This window comes from Maribacter sp. UH1, from assembly GCF_056839145.1.
Window position 1 is genome coordinate 1446736 of sequence record NZ_CM166387.1, and the last position, 18498, is coordinate 1465233.

General features: G+C 34.7%; 15 protein-coding genes. 3 read left to right on the forward strand and 12 right to left on the reverse strand.

The window, feature by feature from the left end; genetic code table 11:
• The first annotated feature begins 1 nt into the window (after position 1).
• Entirely contained in the window at positions 2–928 is a 927-nt protein-coding gene (locus UH1x_RS06350) for a PorP/SprF family type IX secretion system membrane protein (protein WP_482625813.1), read from the forward strand.
• Here the strand turns inward: UH1x_RS06350 and UH1x_RS06355 are convergent.
• The 5 genes from UH1x_RS06355 to UH1x_RS06375 all read right to left on the reverse strand — a co-directional run bounded on the left by UH1x_RS06355 (position 925) and on the right by UH1x_RS06375 (position 6027).
• A complete protein-coding gene (locus UH1x_RS06355) occupies positions 925–1986 on the reverse strand; it encodes a zinc-binding metallopeptidase family protein (protein ID WP_482625814.1) in 1062 nt (353 codons plus the stop codon). The genes UH1x_RS06350 and UH1x_RS06355 overlap by 4 nt on opposite strands.
• Positions 1987–2021: 35 nt before the next feature.
• Complete coding sequence (locus UH1x_RS06360; protein ID WP_405412596.1) at positions 2022–2864, reverse strand: pseudouridine synthase; 843 nt, start codon at positions 2862–2864, stop codon at positions 2022–2024.
• Between the two features lie 75 nt (positions 2865–2939).
• The gene (locus UH1x_RS06365; RefSeq protein ID WP_036156913.1) at positions 2940–3845 is read right to left on the reverse strand and encodes a geranylgeranylglycerol-phosphate geranylgeranyltransferase; all 906 of its coding nucleotides are present in this window, start codon (positions 3843–3845) and stop codon (positions 2940–2942) included.
• A 13-nt stretch (positions 3846–3858) separates the two neighbouring features.
• Positions 3859–4797, reverse strand: coding sequence for a mevalonate kinase family protein (locus UH1x_RS06370; protein WP_036156915.1), 939 nt, complete (start codon positions 4795–4797; stop codon positions 3859–3861).
• Between the two features lie 147 nt (positions 4798–4944).
• The gene (locus UH1x_RS06375) at positions 4945–6027 is read right to left on the reverse strand and encodes a diphosphomevalonate decarboxylase (protein ID WP_482625815.1); all 1083 of its coding nucleotides are present in this window, start codon (positions 6025–6027) and stop codon (positions 4945–4947) included.
• An 81-nt stretch (positions 6028–6108) separates the two neighbouring features.
• Here UH1x_RS06375 and UH1x_RS06380 point away from each other — a divergent pair, with 81 nt between their 5' ends.
• Complete coding sequence (locus UH1x_RS06380; protein ID WP_482625816.1) at positions 6109–6582, forward strand: TspO/MBR family protein; 474 nt, start codon at positions 6109–6111, stop codon at positions 6580–6582.
• Here the strand turns inward: UH1x_RS06380 and UH1x_RS06385 are convergent.
• From UH1x_RS06385 to UH1x_RS06415, 7 genes are read right to left on the reverse strand one after another with little or no spacing between them, the layout of a single operon-like run.
• Entirely contained in the window at positions 6579–7118 is a 540-nt protein-coding gene (locus UH1x_RS06385; RefSeq protein WP_482625817.1) for a DUF1697 domain-containing protein, read from the reverse strand. The genes UH1x_RS06380 and UH1x_RS06385 overlap by 4 nt on opposite strands.
• Positions 7118–8401 carry a BaiN/RdsA family NAD(P)/FAD-dependent oxidoreductase gene (locus tag UH1x_RS06390; RefSeq protein ID WP_482625818.1) on the reverse strand — a complete coding sequence of 428 codons (1284 nt, stop codon included), beginning with the start codon at positions 8399–8401 and terminating at the stop codon, positions 7118–7120. Before UH1x_RS06390 ends, UH1x_RS06385 begins: the two co-directional genes overlap by 1 nt.
• A complete protein-coding gene (locus UH1x_RS06395; protein WP_482625819.1) occupies positions 8401–9147 on the reverse strand; it encodes a glycerophosphodiester phosphodiesterase in 747 nt (248 codons plus the stop codon). The genes UH1x_RS06390 and UH1x_RS06395 overlap by 1 nt, the downstream gene beginning before the upstream one ends.
• 3 nt (positions 9148–9150) lie before the next feature.
• Positions 9151–10926: an alpha-amylase family glycosyl hydrolase gene (locus UH1x_RS06400; protein ID WP_482625820.1), complete on the reverse strand. Its 1776-nt coding sequence runs from the start codon at positions 10924–10926 to the stop codon at positions 9151–9153.
• A gap of 46 nt (positions 10927–10972) precedes the next feature.
• On the reverse strand, positions 10973–13276 hold the full coding sequence (locus UH1x_RS06405) for a glycoside hydrolase family 65 protein (protein ID WP_482625821.1): 2304 nt from the start codon (positions 13274–13276) through the stop codon (positions 10973–10975).
• A 55-nt stretch (positions 13277–13331) separates the two neighbouring features.
• Complete coding sequence (pgmB, locus tag UH1x_RS06410; RefSeq protein ID WP_036156932.1) at positions 13332–14000, reverse strand: beta-phosphoglucomutase; 669 nt, start codon at positions 13998–14000, stop codon at positions 13332–13334.
• 13 nt (positions 14001–14013) lie between these two features.
• Positions 14014–15036 carry a LacI family DNA-binding transcriptional regulator gene (locus tag UH1x_RS06415; protein ID WP_482625822.1) on the reverse strand — a complete coding sequence of 341 codons (1023 nt, stop codon included), beginning with the start codon at positions 15034–15036 and terminating at the stop codon, positions 14014–14016.
• 321 nt (positions 15037–15357) lie between these two features.
• Between UH1x_RS06415 and UH1x_RS06420 the strand changes: the two genes are divergently transcribed.
• Positions 15358–18480, forward strand: coding sequence for a SusC/RagA family TonB-linked outer membrane protein (locus UH1x_RS06420; protein ID WP_482625823.1), 3123 nt, complete (start codon positions 15358–15360; stop codon positions 18478–18480).
• Positions 18481–18498 lie beyond the last annotated feature (18 nt).

An 18498-nucleotide genomic window follows, 5' to 3' on the forward strand; every position in this document is an offset into this window, starting at 1 on the left:
CATGCAGAATTTATATAAAAATATCACTTTAATAGCATTCGTTTTAGGAGCATTGATCAATAATATAATGGCTCAACAAACACCAACATTCTCAGAGTACAATTACAATCCGTACCTAGTAAATTCTGCTTTTGCCGGTTTGGCACCTAGTGCAGAAATAGGTATTAGTAATACTGGAACTTTCAATCAATTTGAAGGTAGTCCTAAAAGCTTTGCCCTTAGTTTTCATACTCCCTTAAACCGAGGAAAAGTTGGTTTGGGAGCCGGATTAATTCGTGATGAAGTTGGAGTCACAACTTCAACCAGTGCATTTGCTACGTATTCTTACAAAATATTTTTCGACACCAAAAAGAATAGACCCTATTGGCAAATATATACCCCTAATTCATTATCCTTTTCTATATCTCCAGGTGTGCAACAATATCAAGAAAATTTACTGGAACTAGGCATAATGGACGATCCTAATTTCGCAATGAACATTAATGCTACCATACCTACTGTAGGACTTGGTTTCTTATTAAACTTAGCAGATGTATATGTTGGCTTCTCCACACCAAATGTAATTGGAGATATGCTGGTATCTGATGATAATGTGGAAATTAACGTGCCTTATTACGGGTATTTGGGCTATCGGTTTTTCTCTAACAAATTTGAAGAATTAATGATTAAGCCCAACCTATTATTAAAGTATGAAAATGGCGCTCCTTTTCAAGCAGATGTAAATATAGCCGTAAGTTTTAGAAACCGATTTGAACTAGGAACCGGTTACAGAACCAATTCCTCTATAAATCTGTTGGCGGGAGTTTATCTTTTCAAAAACATTAGAGCTATTTACAGTTATAACGTAGCAACAAATGATTCTCCTTTAGGAAACACCCATGGTATTATTGCTACCTATCGTTTTGGAGAAGGCTTTAGTAGAGACTAGACCTTTCTCAACAAATCATGAATGAATTCTAATTTCCTTTCTACTGGTTTAGAAATTATAAACGGATAAGGGTCATCTTCACCCATAGAGCGGTTCATACTATTTAAAGTGAACAATAAAGGAATACCGGTATTCATTACTTTCTCAAACTTGATTTCTTTATAAGGGTCAAAACTAGCACTCATTTTTAAGTTTTTCTTAGCCGTAATTCTCGGATTTGATTTAAGTCCGAAATTATAGGCCGTTTCCAATACATCCGTTAAGTGTAGATAATGAGACCACGTTTCTGCCCAATCTTCCCATGGGTGAGAAGAAGCATACTTACTAATAAAACTTTGTTGCCAATTCAATTTTGGACCATTTTTATAGTGATTGGCCAATGCATCAGCATAAGACTCTGATTCATCACCAAAAATGCTTCTAAATTCCGCTAAAACATCCGGATTATCACGAATTAGCAAATCCCAAAAATAATGCCCCACTTCATGCCTAAAGTGACCGAGCAATGTTCTATAACGCTCTGCCATTTGCTGCTTTACTTGCTCACGAACAACAGGATCTGCTTCGTCTATCATTAGGGTAATTACACCATCTGCATGCCCCGTTTTTAAATCTTTGGAACCTTCTGGCAAATCATCTTTTGCTAAAAAATCAAAACAAAAACCCTTCTCATCATCTATCGTTTTGCTGACTACTGGCAATCTAAAACGCAAAAGTTGGTATACTAATCTATGCTTTGCAACTTCTATGTGCTTCCACTTTTCAAGGTTATCTTCATCTAAAAGATGTGGAATTGTTCTGTTAAGGGTACAGGCAAGACAGAATTTGCGACCTCTTGAAGCATCTACTAACCAATTACAAACGTTGTACTTGTAATTTTCACAGTACTCATAGATTTTGCCATCCAATTCAGGAATTTGCCATTTAGACACATTCACATCTAAAGCCACTATCTTATTATAATAAGAAGAATAGCCTAACAGGTAGCCACAATTTACGCATGTATTATTTTCGAAAACAACTGTATTCTTACAGTTCGTGCACTGAAATAATTTCATATCCTATAGTCTTTTAAATAGACAAGGACATTGTATTACTTGATCATCTTAAGATTTATAACCTCTTGATCGGTCAAATACCTCCAGTGTCCTCTTGGTAAATCTTTTTTGGTAAGACCACCATAAACCACCCTATCCATTCTTTGGATTTTATATCCTAAAGTATCAAAAATGCGTTCTACGATTTTGTTCCTAGAACTATAAATTTCAATACCTACTTCTCTTTTTGGAGCATCGGCTATAAAACTTACATCTTGTACACGTACTGCTTTTTCATCAACGACTACACCTTCTTGTATCTTCTTTAAATCAGCACTTCTCAACTCTTGATCTAAAACCAAATGATAGATTTTACGCATTCCGTTTATTGGACTCTTCAGTACCTTGGTCATGCTACCATCATTGGTAAACAAAAGTAAACCTGTATGTTCTTTTTCCAATTTATCAACTGGTAATAATTTTGACTTAGACGCACTAGATATTAACCCAGATACATGTCTCTTACCACGTTCATCTCTTATGGTAGTCACAAAATCTTTAGGCTTGTTGAGAAGAACATACTCTCTCTTGATAGGATTTAACAATTGACCATCGAATTTTACCTCATCGGTCAACTTTACCTTATAGCCCATTTCTGTAATAGGTTTCCCATTTACAGTTACATTACCTGCAGCAATGTATATATCAGCATCTCTTCTAGAGCATACTCCAGAGTTAGCAACATATTTATTTAATCTAATAGAATTTGGATCTTGGGGCTTAGCTGGTGTTACATTTTTCTTGATGGGCGCATTACCACGAGCATAGCTCTTCTTCTTGAAATTACCACCTTGCCTACCTGAAGCATTTTTTCCCCTACTAGAATCATCCCTACTCATAACTGTACTAATTTTGCACAAAGGTAGCAAATTGCGTTGCGGTTCAAATAGTTATATGAAACATATTACGAACAACTATAGTATTCTATTTAAAACCAACTGTACATCTATAAGTAGAATACTAAATACACCCATAACTATGATAAGTTTTAGAATGTTGTGCAGCCAAACATAGTCTTTACGGGCTTTTGCCTTAAAAAGTAACACGATGAACAAAATCATTAAGAGCACGCATAATATGAAGTAAAAGTTCATATACCCTACATCAAACTGAAAAATCAGTAATAAAGATGGTACCAAGGTTAAAAAAATTAAAAAAGAAATCAACAATTTTGAAGTTCTAGCACCGTAAATAATAGGAATGGTTCTATAATTCTGAGCTAAATCTCCTGATATATTTTCCAAGTCCTTCACCATTTCACGAGCAAGTATCAATAAAAAGAGGAATACTGCATGTACAAAGATGACCGGCTGAATATTCTTATAATAAACAAACACTACAAAAAAGGGCGTAATTGCCAATGTAGCCGAAATAAAATTACCTAAAAACGGAATTCGCTTTAGCTTATGGGAATAGATCCAAATACCAAATATGTAAGATGAAAAAAAGAATACCGCTTTGAACGAAACATAGCTAGCGACTACTACTGCCAAAAAATTTAATACAAAATAGGTGGTCAACTTAAACCGCTGGCTTACCAAACGATCTAACATGCTTTTTCGTGGTTTGTTAATTAGGTCTTTCTCTGCGTCGTAAAAATTGTTTATGATATAACCACCGGCAATGACCAAAGCAGATGCCAATACAATTACGAAGAGATTAATATCGAATACCACCCTACGTACAGGAAGTTCTGGCGCAAGTATATAAATAGACGCTAAATATTGAGCTAGAGCTATAACTAAAATGTTATACCCTCTAACCACTGAAAACAGACTCAGTACTTTTAAAAGTAAGAGTTTATTTCTTCTATTAAGCATTTATGAAAATTACCTAAAAATTATAGACTACTTCTAGTTTATAGTCTTTTAACGCAGTTTTAGCTTTTTCAAAATCTTCTGTAAAACCTAATATATAACCACCACCACCTGAGCCACAAAGCTTTAAGTAGTAATCATTGGTATCAATTCCGTTTTTCCACAAAGCATGGAACTTTGCAGGAATCATAGGTTTAAAGTTATCTAAAACAACATGGGAAAGTTGCTTTAAATTACCGAATAACGATTGAATATTGCCATTCACGAAATCTTCTACACAGGCATCTGTATGTTTAATGAACTGATTCTTTAACATACTTCTAAAACCGTCATTTTTCATTTGTTCCATGAAAATCTGAACCATTGGTGCAGTTTCACCAATAATTCCGCTATCTAATAAAAATACCGCTCCTTTACCTTCTGCATTTTGCGAAGGAATACTTGTAGACTCGATATTGTCTTTAGAATTTATAAGTATCGGAAGGCTTAAATAGCTATTTAAAGGATCTAGCCCAGATGATTTACCATGAAAAAACGATTCCATTTTACCGAATATCGTTTTAAGTTTCAATAATTTTTCTCTAGTTAAATTCTCAAGAACCGTTATTTTATCTTGTGCGTATTTATCATATATTGCTGCCACCAAAGCACCACTACTACCCACTCCATAGCCTTGCGGTATAGAACTGTCAAAATACATACCTTCTGCAACGTCTGCTTTTAAAAGGTCCAAATCAAAAGAAACCAAATCTGGCTCTTTTTCTGTAAGCTCCTTTAAGTACACAGCAAAAGATGCTAAGCTTTCATTAGATTTGTTTGCCTCTTTTGACATGTTGGCATCAGATTTCAAAGCTCCCTTATAAAAATTATAGGGTATTGATAATCCTTTGGAATCTTTAATGATACCATACTCTCCAAAAAGAAGAATTTTTGAATAAAAAAGCGGTCCTTTCATTTTTTTAAAACTAAGCTGACATTGAAACTTATATAAATATAGTCAAAGATTCATAAAAAGTTGAACGTTTTACCCTAAAGAGTTAAACAAATTAGATAAATCATTCTTTTATAAACGTTTCTTCCAAAGAATTAGTACTTCAATTACCTACAACTTCTTAGCACCCAGACCAATTCGATCGCAAATATACTGCCCATTTTGACAATAAGGTACTAACTTCTCTTTTATAAACGGAAAAACGATATCTTTTTCATTTTCAGGATATAAGACATGAACATTGGCTCCTGCATCTAAAGTAAAGCAAACATGAGTTTTAGATGTCTCCCTAAATTTCCAAATCTCATTGATTATAGAAAGTGTATTTGGTTTCATCAATATAAAATAAGGATTGCTTGTCATCATCATGGCGTGTAATGTAAGTGCTTCACTTTCCACAATATTTATAAATGAATCTAAGTCTCCTTCTGATAAAATGGACTTTAACTTCTCTAAATTTTTATGTGCTTGGTCAAACCTTTGACTAGCGAACGGGTGCCCGTGCATTAACTCATGACCTACAGTACTGCTGACCTGTTTTTCGCCTTTATCTACCAATAAAATGGTGTCATGAAAATTACTAAATACCTCATGTACTGCGTACGGATATTTTATACCGAATAAGTTTGAGCTTCCTTCAATTGAAGATGTTTCTCCCCATTGCACCAAAGGTCCTTCTATGCTGCGACATGCACTACCAGAACCTAATCTTGCTAAAAATGAAACTTTTTGGTTAAAATGTTCTTCTGAAAACGTCTTTAGAAACGTTCTTTCCATCTCCATAAAACATAAAGCCAAAGCAGACATACCACTAGCCGATGATGCAATACCACTACTATGCGGAAAAGAATTTGATGTTTTGATTACGAAGTGATAGTCTTTTAAAAATGGTAGATAGACCTCTATTCTCTTTAAAAATGTATTAATTTTTGGTTTAAACTCTTCTTTTGCCTCTCCCTCAAAAAAAAGATCGAACGAAAACTCTTCACTTTTTTCATGCTTCTTTTTATACTCAACGCTCGTTTTAGTAACACATGCCGCTAAAGTAAAACTGATAGATGGATTTGCAGGTATCTGATTCTCTCTCTTTCCCCAATACTTCACCAAGGCAATATTACTGGGCGAAGCATACGAAACAATGCCTTCTTCTTTCAATGTTGTATACGGTACTGGAATAAAATCTTTTTCTGACATTGAATTTTCAATTTGTGCAAATATAGTTTTTAGGGCAATCAATTAAAATAAATCCTTATTTTAGAGCTAAACACCAACCAATTGAAAAGAAAATTAACGTACGTCTTTATTGGTATTATCGTATGCTCTACCATAGGATTTCTAAGCAGTGTAGTTACACAAAGCTCTGTAAACGATTGGTATATGACATTGAACAAGCCAAGTTTTAATCCGCCAAATTGGGTTTTTGCACCTGTTTGGAGCGTTCTTTATGTAATGATGGGCGTTTCTGTAGGTTGGGTCTTGGCAAAAGGATTTCATCATAAGTGGGTAAAAACAGGATTGTACCATTTTGGTTTTCAACTACTTTTAAATGGATTATGGAGCATTGTCTTTTTTGGACTTAAACAACCTTTCTATGCATTACTTATTATAATTGCTCTTTTGATAGTGCTTTTATTAACCTTTAAATGGTTTAGAGTAGTAAGTAAAATTGGTGCATACTTGTTAATTCCATATATATTATGGGTCTGTTTTGCTACAGCTTTGAACTTCAAAATTTGGCAACTGAATTAACTAGCCATTTCTAACAATTTATTCATTGTTCTAAAATTTCTGGTTGTTGCCATTACATTCAACTTTCTTTCAATTAAGTTATTGTTCAATTTTGCTTTGCCATATCCGGCATTGCACTTTAAATATATACAACCGTCAGCAATTGAAAACTCTTCATTTGCAAAAGCTTCCGTTTTAAACTTAATCAATGTTTCAATGCTTGGAGAACTACCTAAAAGAACAAAATATAGCTGCTTTTTGATGCTATCATCATCAGATGCGAACGGATTATCATTTAAAATAGCAGACACCTGATCAGTGGTTCTTATTAGTACAGGCACCTCAAAACCAAATCTATTAAAAATAGCTTCTGCAATCAACCCTTCTAATTCTGATGTAGAATCAACTACGCTTTTAAAAATAATATTACCACTTTGAATATAGGTCTGGACATCTTTTAGCTCTATACTTTCACATAATTCTCGAAGTTCAGCCATAGGAATTTTATTCTTTCCAGCTACATTTATACCTCTTAAGAATGCAATGTATGTTACCATTATTCTTGACTATTTGCATTTAAACCTTCCACTACTCCATTGGCAGCAATAAAACCACCCGTCCAAGCATTTTGAAAGTTAAATCCGCCAGTAATGGCATCTATATTTATAATTTCTCCTGCAAAATACAGACTTGGCAGAATTTTACTTTCGTAAGTTTTAAAATTGATTTCTTTTAAGTCCAAGCCACCGGCCGTAACAAACTCTTCTTTAAAAGTACTTTTTCCATTTACCTGAAAAATACCTGCAGTCAGTTGTTCTGATAATGAAGTTAATTGCTGTTTTGATACTTCTGGCCATGTTATTGTATCATCTATACCAGCTGCTTTTACCAAGTTTGCCCATAAACGTTTGGGAATATCCAACACCTTGGTTCTTAAAACCGTTTTCTTTTCCACTTGTTTCACTTTAAGAAACAGTTCCAATAATCCATTTTGATGATAATCCGGCACCCAATTCACTTGAATTTTGAATTGATAATTATACTGCTCTAAAATTCTTGCCCCCCATGCTGAAAGCTTTAAAATAGCTGGTCCGCTCATTCCCCAGTGAGTGACCAACAAAGGTCCGTCAGAAAACAAACTCGATACATCTATTTTTGCTTTTACCGACTTTTTACCAAAATTCTTTTTCGGTATTACCTTTATCTCTGCATGTGTAGCTACACCTGGTATAGCCGAAATTCGTTCATCTTTTATATTGAAAGTGAATAGTGATGGGACCGGCGGAACAATTTTATGCCCTAGTCCTTCAATATATTTCCACATTTTAGGATTGCTTCCCGTAGCCAAAATCAGCTTTTTGCAGTACATGAAACTATCGCCAATGGCTACTTTCCATTTTTTGCCTACTTCTTCATTTATTTGCTCTATTCCTGTCACGGAGCAAAGGGTTTTCACCTGAATCCCTAATCTATCTGCCTCTGAAACAAAACAGTCTATGATTGTCTGTGATGAATTACTGACAGGAAACATTCTACCATCGTCTTCAATTTTTAAAGCAACACCACGTTCTTCAAAAAAGCCTACGGTATCACCACTTGCATAGGTATGAAATGGACCTAAAAGTTCTTTCTCACCTCTAGGATAGTTTTTGCTTAAATCTGCAGGGTTAAATTCTGCATGGGTAACATTACAGCGACCACCACCAGAAATTTTAACCTTGGTAAGCACCTCTTTACCACGCTCTAAAATTGCAATTTTTGTATTTGGTCTTTTCTCGGCTATATGTATTGCAGCATAGAAACCTGCTGCGCCACCACCAATTACTAAAACATCATACATTATTTAACCCGTTCAGGAAAGTTTGTAATAATACCATCTACCGCAATACGCTTCATAGCTTCAATATCCGCAGGCTCGTTTACTGTCCAGGTATATATTTTAAATCCGGCATCTCTAATTTCGTTGGCCTTCTCTAAATCTAGGTTTTTAAAATACGGATTAATTGCTACGGCATTCAATTCTTTAGCGACAGGTATGGCATCAACAGGGTCTTCTTCTGTCAATACTGCAATAGCAACGTTTGGGTTATACTTACGCATTTCTTTTAGTTCATCCCAATTAAAACTTGAGATGATAAAATTCTCTGCAGACCAATTTCTTTGTTCGATATAGTAATTCATGATATGGTTAACCTTATCTGCAGTACCTGCACCTTTAAGCTCTATATTCAAAGCTACCTTATTATCTATTAGCTTTAAGACATCTTGAAGCATCGGTATTTTATGACCACCTTCAACGACTACCTGCATTAGATCAACAATATAATAATCTTCAATACTACCTGGTGCATTTGTTAATCGATCAAGCTTATCATCATGAAAAACAACAATCTCTCCACTTTTAATTTTAAAAACATCGATTTCTATCATATCAACACCTAAATCCATTGCTTTTTGAATAGATGGCAAGGTATTTTCAGTTTCGTGCCCCATAGCACCTCTATGACCAATTACTAACGGTTCTTCTTTCATATTACAAGATGCTAAAGTGATACAAATAAAAGCTAAGGCAATTCTTTTGAGCATATCTTAAGATTTTAATTCAAAAATAAAGGATTCTAAAGGATTTAAGTTGATTGCGACATGACCTTCTCCATTTTCTACTCTTAAAGAATTCTCATGACCATAAAGTGCATCAAGTAATTGATAATTACCTTCTTTTAATTGCCATGTATTCATTAAATCAACCGGTAATTTTAAATCGAACGAAAAATGGTCATTTACATCAAAGTTAGCAACTATAATCAGTTTTTGATTCTCAGACCAACGCACATAAGACAACACCCTATGATTGTAATTTTCGGTAATTTCCTTATTGTAAAAATGAATCTCTCTGTAGGCTCCCATTAAAGCTTCACTGCCAATGGTAAAATTCAACAATCTTTTATAGAAATCTCTCAATGAAGCTTCTTCAGGTGTAGATTGACCACCATCGAACTTTTTGTTGTTTACCCATCTTTGATGGTGGGGAACACCTATATAATCAAATATAGAGGTTCTTGACGGACTACCAAATCCTGCATTTTCTGCAGCTGGCTCACCAACTTCTTGCCCAAAATATATCATTGTTGGTGACGTACTGATCGTTGCAGAAACGACCATTGCGGGTCTACCAATTTCAGCATTGCCTACAAATTCCGGACTTGCAATACGCTGCTCATCATGATTCTCTAAAAAGTGAAGCATGTTATGCTCAATATCTTTTAAGCCGTTTTGTACAACCGGTAGGTGATCAGACCACCCATATCCTTTCATAATATGTTTTAGTCCATCATAAAAATCTACCTTATCATATAAATAATCCATCTTACCTTTATGGATATAGGTTCTATATAAATCTGGATTATACACCTCTGCCATTATAAAAGCATTAGGATTATTCATTTTAATAGATGAATTCATATAGCTCCAAAACTCTACCGGAACCATTTCTGCCATGTCATATCTAAAACCATCAACACCCATTGCCAACCAATACAATGCAACATCCCTAAACTTACGCCAAGAGCTGGGCACCACTCTTTTTACCCAATAATTAAAATGTTCCTTATAATCTTTTTCCCCATAATCATTGGGCAACATATCAAAATCCAACCTACCATCTGGCCTTACTCCGTAATTTATTCTAACGGTCTCATACCAATCATTCATATCCGGTTGTGGACTACGTGAACCATTACCCGTCCATTTAGCAGGTACCTCCTTTAATTTAGAAAAGGAAAATTCTGGAACATCACCTCCTAACGGAACATAACCATCTCGCCATTCGGGAGTTTTAAATTCCGTTCCGGGGATGTAATAAAAGTTATTATCCTTTTGATATTCTACGGATGTATCATCGCCAAATCCGAAATCAGAAACACCTTTAGGGTTTGTCTTTCCTTCATACTTTCTAGCTACATGATTAGGTACAATATCTATGATTACCTTCATACCCGCTTTATGTGTACGATCAATAAGCGATTTGAACTCCTTTAACCTTTTTGAAGGGTCTTTTGCCAAATCAGGGTTAACATTGTAATAATCTTTAACCGCATAAGGCGATCCCGCCCTACCTTTAACCACGTCTGGATCATCATTTGAAATTCCGATTTCGGTATAGTCATTGATCACTGCATGATGCGGAATACCCGTATACCAAATGTGGGTAACACCTAAGTCTTTAATTTCCGCAAGCGCCTTTTTATTAAAGTCTGCAAATTTCCCTACCCCATTTTCCTCAATAGTACCCCAAGGCTTATTGTTGGTATTCGTATTCCCAAATAGTCTGGTAAATACATGATAAATTACAATCTTACTATCCATGAGGCAATTCCATTTTTAAACTTTAAAGCACTAAACTAAAGACAAATTAAACAGTAGTCAATTCATCTGGCGATAATGCCACTTTTTTTCCATTTACACGAATGGTCACTTCTTCAGTTCCCATCAATTGAAAAGTAGTCTCTTTAGCAGTAACATTAACTTTAATAACTCTATTTCTAAAATTGACTTTAAACGAATATGCATTCCACTGATTAGGTATTTGAGGCTTAAATGATAATTTATCATTTACAACACGCATACCACCAAAGCCTTCAACTATACTCATCCAAGTACCGGCCATGGACGTTATATGCAAACCTTCTTCTACCTCTTTATTATAATCATCTAAATCTAACCTAGATGTTCTTAAGTAGAAATTATATGCTTGTTCCATTCTCCCCAATTTGGCAGCTTGTATACTATGTACACAGGGAGATAATGAAGATTCATGTACTGTAAAAGGTTCGTAAAAATCGAAATGTTTTTCTAAATCTTCCGTAGAGAAATCTTCCTCAAAAAAGTAAAAACCCTGCAGTACATCTGCTTGTTTTATATAAGGTGATCTTAAGATTCTATCCCAACTCCATTTTTGATTTATAGGTCTATCTGACTTTGGTAATTCATCTACCCGAACCAAATCTTTGTCCAAAAAACCGTCTTGTTGTAAGAATACGCCATGCTCCTTTGAATACGGAAAGTACATTTTACTCGCTACTTTCTTCCATTTTTCGCATTCTCTATCCGTAAGTTGTGTTTTACCAATTATTCTATGGTAATCATCTGGATAGCCACTTTTAACCATATCCAATTGGGTTAATGTATAATTGATACACCATTTTGCTAAATAGTTGGTATACCAGTTATTATTTACATTATTCTCATATTCATTAGGTCCTGTAACACCTAACATCACATATTTATTCCTATCCTTGGATAAGTTTACGCGTTGGTGCCAGAATCTAGAAATAGCGATTAACACTTCTAGCCCCATTTCTGGTATGTAGCTATAATCCCCCGTGTATCTAAAGTAATTATGAATTGCAAAAGCAATAGCTCCGTTTCTATGAATTTCTTCAAAGGTAATTTCCCACTCATTATGACATTCTTCGCCATTCATGGTTACCATTGGGTATAATGCAGCACCATTAGAAAAGCCTAACTTCTTAGCATTCTCAATAGCTTTTTCTAAGTGATTATAACGATACTTCAATAACTTTCTAGCTACCTTATCATCTTTAGTGGCCATATAAAACGGAATACAATATGCCTCTGTATCCCAATAGGTACTACCACCATATTTTTCGCCGGTAAACCCTTTTGGACCAATATTTAATCTAGAATCCGTTCCTAAATATGTCTGGTTCAACTGAAAAATATTAAAGCGAATGCCCTGTTGTGCCTTTATATCGCCTTCAATTACAATATCACTCATATCCCAAATAGCGGCCCAAGCTTCTATCTGTTTTTGCATTAAGCCACCAAAACCAATAGCACTAACTTCGCTTAAGCTATTATTGGCAACTTGTATTAATTCTTCATTTGGGTGATTTCTTGAAACCACATAACCACCAAATTTTGTCAAGGTAACAGATGTATTGGCTTTTACGTCTTGCTCAAATTTCAAAGACACAAAATTGTCTGTTTTTTCTGATGGAACACCTGTTACTTCAGCACCATTATACTCCAAAGTAGCCTGCATAAACGTACAGGTCTTAAATTCTGTTTTCATGGTATGCGCTTCAATAAAAGCACGATTACCTGTGGAACTTACATTAGTAGTGTTCCAGAATTTATCATCCCAGTTACTATCTTCATTAGTAATACCACTATCTAAATATGGCTCAAATACGACTTTAGCATCAGTATTTAAAACCTTTACTTCATATGAAATAGCACCTACTTCATCAATATCCAGACTCAAAAATCGTTTTACCAAAACATCGATTTCCACATTATTAGCCGATACTGCTTGAAAGCTACGGGTATAAATACCCTCTTGCATATTCAGCTCTCTTTTAAAGTTGGATACTTTTTTACTAGTTGCTAAATCAAATTCTTCTTCATTTAAATAAATTTTGATTCCGATCCAATTTGGAGCGTTCAATACCTTTGCAAAATATTCTGGATATCCATTTTTCCACCAACCCACACGAGTTTTATCAGGATAATAAACTCCTGCAATATAGCTACCTTGAAAAGTATCACCTGTATAGGTTTCCTCAAAATTTGCACGTTGCCCCATAGCACCATTACCGATGCTAAATATACTTTCAGAGGATTTCACATTTTCTTTGTCAAATCCATCTTCGATAATGCTCCAATTATCTGGTTTTATATAATCTTGATTCATTAATTCAATATTGAGTTGAAATTAAAACAGAATAAGGATGAATAGCTATCCTTATTTATTTGTTATGATTTTTATTAAGTAACAATTCTAGAAAACTGTCGTCTATTTCCGTAAAATCCTTAAAATTATAATCAGCCTCCTTAAGTATTTCAGCATCTCCTATTCCTATGCTTACCATACCTGCGGCATTGGCTGCTTGAATACCTGCCACCGCATCTTCAAAAACAACACATGAACTTGCCTCAACCCCTAAATTCTTAGCTGCAATTAAAAATACTTCTGGATCCGGTTTTGCTTTAGTAACATTATTACCATCAACAATACTATCAAAATATGGTAATAAATCAACTTTTTCTAAAATTGGTTTTGCGTTTTTACTTGCAGACCCTAATGCAATAGGAATATTTTTTTCCTTCAAGTACTCTAGTACGCGTGGAACATCAGGTAGAATTTCACTAGCGTTCATCTTTTCAATGTAGGCAAGGTAATCCACGTTTTTCTCTACCATCCAAGTATTAAATTGTTCTTGTGTCGCTTTAACGTTACCAATGTCTAAAAGAATTTCCAAGCACCTTTTTCTACTTACTCCTTTAAAAAGTTCATTTTGTTCTTTAGTAAACTCGAATCCTAATTCATTAGCTAGTTTGCGCCAAGCCAAATAATGATATTTTGCGGTATCAACAATGACACCATCCAAATCAAATATAAAACCTACTTTTTTCATTCTATTACTTCTATTAATTAATTGTAGAACCACGTTTAACCAATGTGGCATTAATAACCTCTGTTTTAAATGGAGCTTCTTCCATTTCTAAAGATTCCATTCTGTCTATTAAAAATTTGGCGGCCTTTGCACCCATTATTTCACCATGTTGAGCTACTGTAGTTAGTTTTGGCGATGAGTATTTTGATAGAATCCCATCTGTAAATCCAATTATTGAAATATCATCTGGAACATTATACTTTAAGTGCTGAATTATACTCATACATTGAACGGCAAAAATCTCGTTAACGCAAAGTACCGCATCAATTTCATTATTTTGAAAAAACTCTGTTATGAGATTTGTATTGTCTAAACCATGGGGCAAAGTCAATATTAAATTCTCATCAACTGCAATATTATTGTCATTTAAAGCTTGTAGATATCCATCTCTTCTACTTTCACTTACATTAAAAAAATTCTCTGTAGTTATCAAAGCAATTTTCTTTGCCCCTGCACTTATAAAATGCTCTACCGCTTCAGTTGATACTCCTTTATCATTCAACACTACCTTATCACAAGCAATTTCATCAGTAACACGATCAAAGAGAACAATAGGTATACCTTGATCCAACAACTCCTTTAAATGGGTATAGTCATTCTTTCGCTGCGTTTCTGCACTTAATGATAGTATAAACCCGTCAATACTACCATTCGCCAACATTTCCATATTTATTACCTCTTTATCAAAAGATTCATCAGAAATACAAATAATAACATTATAGCCCATACTATTGGCATACTTTTCTATACCCCTGAAGACAGTGGTAAAAAAATGGTGCACAATATCTGGTATTACCACGCCAATATTTTTTGTTCTCCTGTTCTTAAGACTAAGAGCTATATTATTAGGACGGTAATTATAGAATTTGGCAAATGCCTTAATTCTATCTTTTGTGTCTTTGCTAATCTCCTTACTATTTTTTAAGGCTTTTGACACCGTAGAAATAGAAACATCAAGTTCTCTAGCAATATCTTTTAATGTGATTTTAGGTTTCAAAAAAGGAATTTTAGGAATTAAGATAAGAACTTAAATTATTCTAAAAGTTAAAGTTCAATTATGGATGGTAAATCGTAAATATATAGAAAAAAGTATTTTTTATATATTTGTATTAATATCACAAATTCATATTTAACCCCTTATACAATTAAGAATATCATAAAATAGCCCTATATCATTCATTATACTCGTAAAAAATAAAAGTTATTAACACGAAACCGTTTTCGTAACTTTTTAACTTTGCCGATAGCATTGTTGACACACCTTTTTACATATTTTTAACAATTGAAATTAAATTAACTCAACTTAAATTAACAATTTATGAAGATTACATTCCTAAAAAGTCTGTTTATTCTAGGTGCATTTTTGTGCTTTGGATCTATGCAGGCACAAGAAGTATCTGGAACGGTTTCAGATGCAAGTGGACCTTTACCAGGAGCTAGTGTTCTTGAAAAAGGAACAACGAATGGTACGCAAACAGATTTCGACGGTAATTATACTTTGACCGCTGAAGAAGGTGCTGTACTTATTGTTAGTTATATCGGCTACAAAACTCAAGAAGTAGCAGTAAACGGTAAAACTACAATTAATATTACCCTTCAAGAAGATGCTCAAGCATTGGAAGAAGTTGTAATTATTGGTTACGGTACTACAACTGTTAAAGATGCAACAGGTTCTGTAACTGCGGTAACGGCTGAAGATTTTAATGGTGGTAACATTGCTTCTCCAGAACAATTAATACAAGGTAAGACTGCTGGTGTTAATATTCAGGAAACTAGTGGTGAACCTGGAGCTGGTATCCAAATTAACATTAGAGGTTCAAATTCTGTACGTGCAAACAACAATCCGCTATTCGTAGTTGATGGTGTTCCATTAGGTGGTGGAGATACTTCTCCACAAGGTGAAACAGGTTTTGGGCAAAGTGCTGTTAAAAACCCATTGAACTTTATCAACCCTAATGATATTGAAAGCATTAGTATATTAAAAGATGCATCTGCAACTGCCATTTATGGTTCTCGTGGTGCAAATGGTGTCGTGATTATTACCACCAAAAGTGGAAAAGGTAGCGGTCAAGGAGTTTGGGATTTTTCTAGTTCCTTAAGTATTGCTAAAGCAGCAAATACTTTTGACCTTTTAAAGCCATCTGAATTTTTATCTGGTGTTACTGCTGTTGGCGGTAATGCAAGTGCAGTAAATTTTGGTGCTAATACAGATTGGCAACAAGTTGTCTTAAGATCAACCGCTTCTCAAAACCAAAACCTTTCTTACTCTAAGAACTATGGTAGCGGTAACGTAAGAGCAACATTTGGATATGGAAAACAATTTGGTATTGTTGAAAACTCTGATTTAGAAAGAATTACTGGTAGAGTTAATTTCAACCAACGTTTCTTAGATGATAAACTAGTTCTTGGTCTTCAAATGTCCATCGCTAGAATTAATGATTCTCAAGCACCAATTAGTGCACAAGCAGGTGCTGCTGGTGATGTTTTAGGTGGTGCTTATGCAGCAAACCCTACTTGGCCTTCAAACTCTAGCTTTAATGCTGGTGGTTTAAATGTAAATCCTCAAAATGCATTGGACAATACTCAGAATATCACTAATACTGACAGATATTTATTAAATGGTTCTATTCAGTACAACTTTACTTCTGAACTTTCCGCAAAATTAAATGCCGGTTTAGATATCGCCGAAGCTTCTAACACATCTGTTATCTCCAGAGATATCAACAACATTAATGGTGTAACTGATATTGGACGTGGTAACTACGGAGTTTTAAAAAGAGACAACAAAACTTTTGAAGCCACAGTTAACTACAATACAGAATTTGAAAACTCTAGCTTAGAAGCATTGGTAGGTTTCGGTTACCAAGATTTCCAAACTTACGGTTTCAATGCTGGTGGTAGAGGCTACTCAACTAGTGATTTAAATGAAATGGGCAGACAACTTAGAGGGGCTGTAAATGACTTACAGAATGCTGTTTCCGGTTCTTATCAACAAGCATATTACGCTCCAAATACAAACGGCGTTTTAATAAATAGATTATTACCAACTGTTGTTGCTCAAGAAGAATTAGGCAGAACTCTTGACAGTCCTGTAACTTCTGTATTCACCAATTCATTTGACAATACTGACGAGTTGCAATCTTTCTTTGCTAGATTAAATTATACTTTAAATGACAAGTATTTGTTCACAGCAACAATGAGAGCAGATGGTTCTTCTAGATTTGGTCCTGAAAATCAATACGGATACTTCCCTTCTGGTGCTTTTGCATGGAAAATGAATGAAGAAGATTTTGTAGGAGAAAACGTATCCACCCTTAAATTACGTTTAAGTGCAGGTATCACTGGTAATCAAGATGGTCTAGGTTATGGTAACTTCGTAGCAAGACAACGTTTTTCTGACTTAACTGTTCAACAAAACCTTGATATCAATGCTAACGGTACTGCCATTGTTGCTACTGATAGACCAGATTTAAAATGGGAGTCTTCTTTCAACTTGAACGCTGGTTTTGATTTTGGGTTTAACAATGATCGCTTAAGTGGTAGTATTGATGTTTATAGAACCGAAACCACTGACGTTCTTCTACAGACACCACCTGCAGCGCCAGCTGTTGATCCTTTCCAATTCCAAAACGTAGATGCAAGTATCATTAACCAAGGGGTTGAATTTGCATTAGCTTACGATTTCGTAAGAACGGATGATGCAACTTTTTCTGCAGATTTCAATATTGCTTACAACAACAACGAAGTTCAAGACTTTGAAGGTTTAATTGATACTGGTGCAGTTAATGGACCTGGTTTAACAGGTGCTTTTGCACAACGTTTCGCTTCAGGACAATCATTGTATTCTTACTACTTACCAATTTTTACTGGTTTTGATAGTGCTGGTTCGCCAACATATCAAGATGTTGACGGAAATGGTGTAGGAGATCCTTTTGCTGACAAAACCTTTGTTGGCGAAGATGCTTTACCGGATATTACAACTGGTTTAAGTTTAAACTTGAAAGTTAAAGATTTTGATGCATCTGTTTTCTTTCAAGGTCAATTTGGTTTCTCTGTTTACAACAACACTGAAAATGCATATTTCACTGCAGGAGCACTTTCTAACTCTAGAAACGTAACTCAGAATGTATTGACAAGCGGAGAAGATCCTGGAGCTTCTGCTGATGCTTCAACTCGTTTCTTAGAAAAAGGAGATTTCGTTCGTTTCCAAAATGCTAGCATTGGTTACAATGTTCCATTATCTGGTGAAGGTGCTTTAAACTCGCTACGTTTTTCATTAACAGGTCAAAACCTATTTTTGATTACAGATTACAGTGGTTTAGATCCAGAGGTTACTGCTAATACTGGTGATTTAGATTCAGGTGTACCTTCTAGAGGTATTGACTACGGTTCTTACCCAAGACCAAGAACATTCACTTTTGGTATTAATGCATCATTTTAATTAAAAAAAATTGTATAT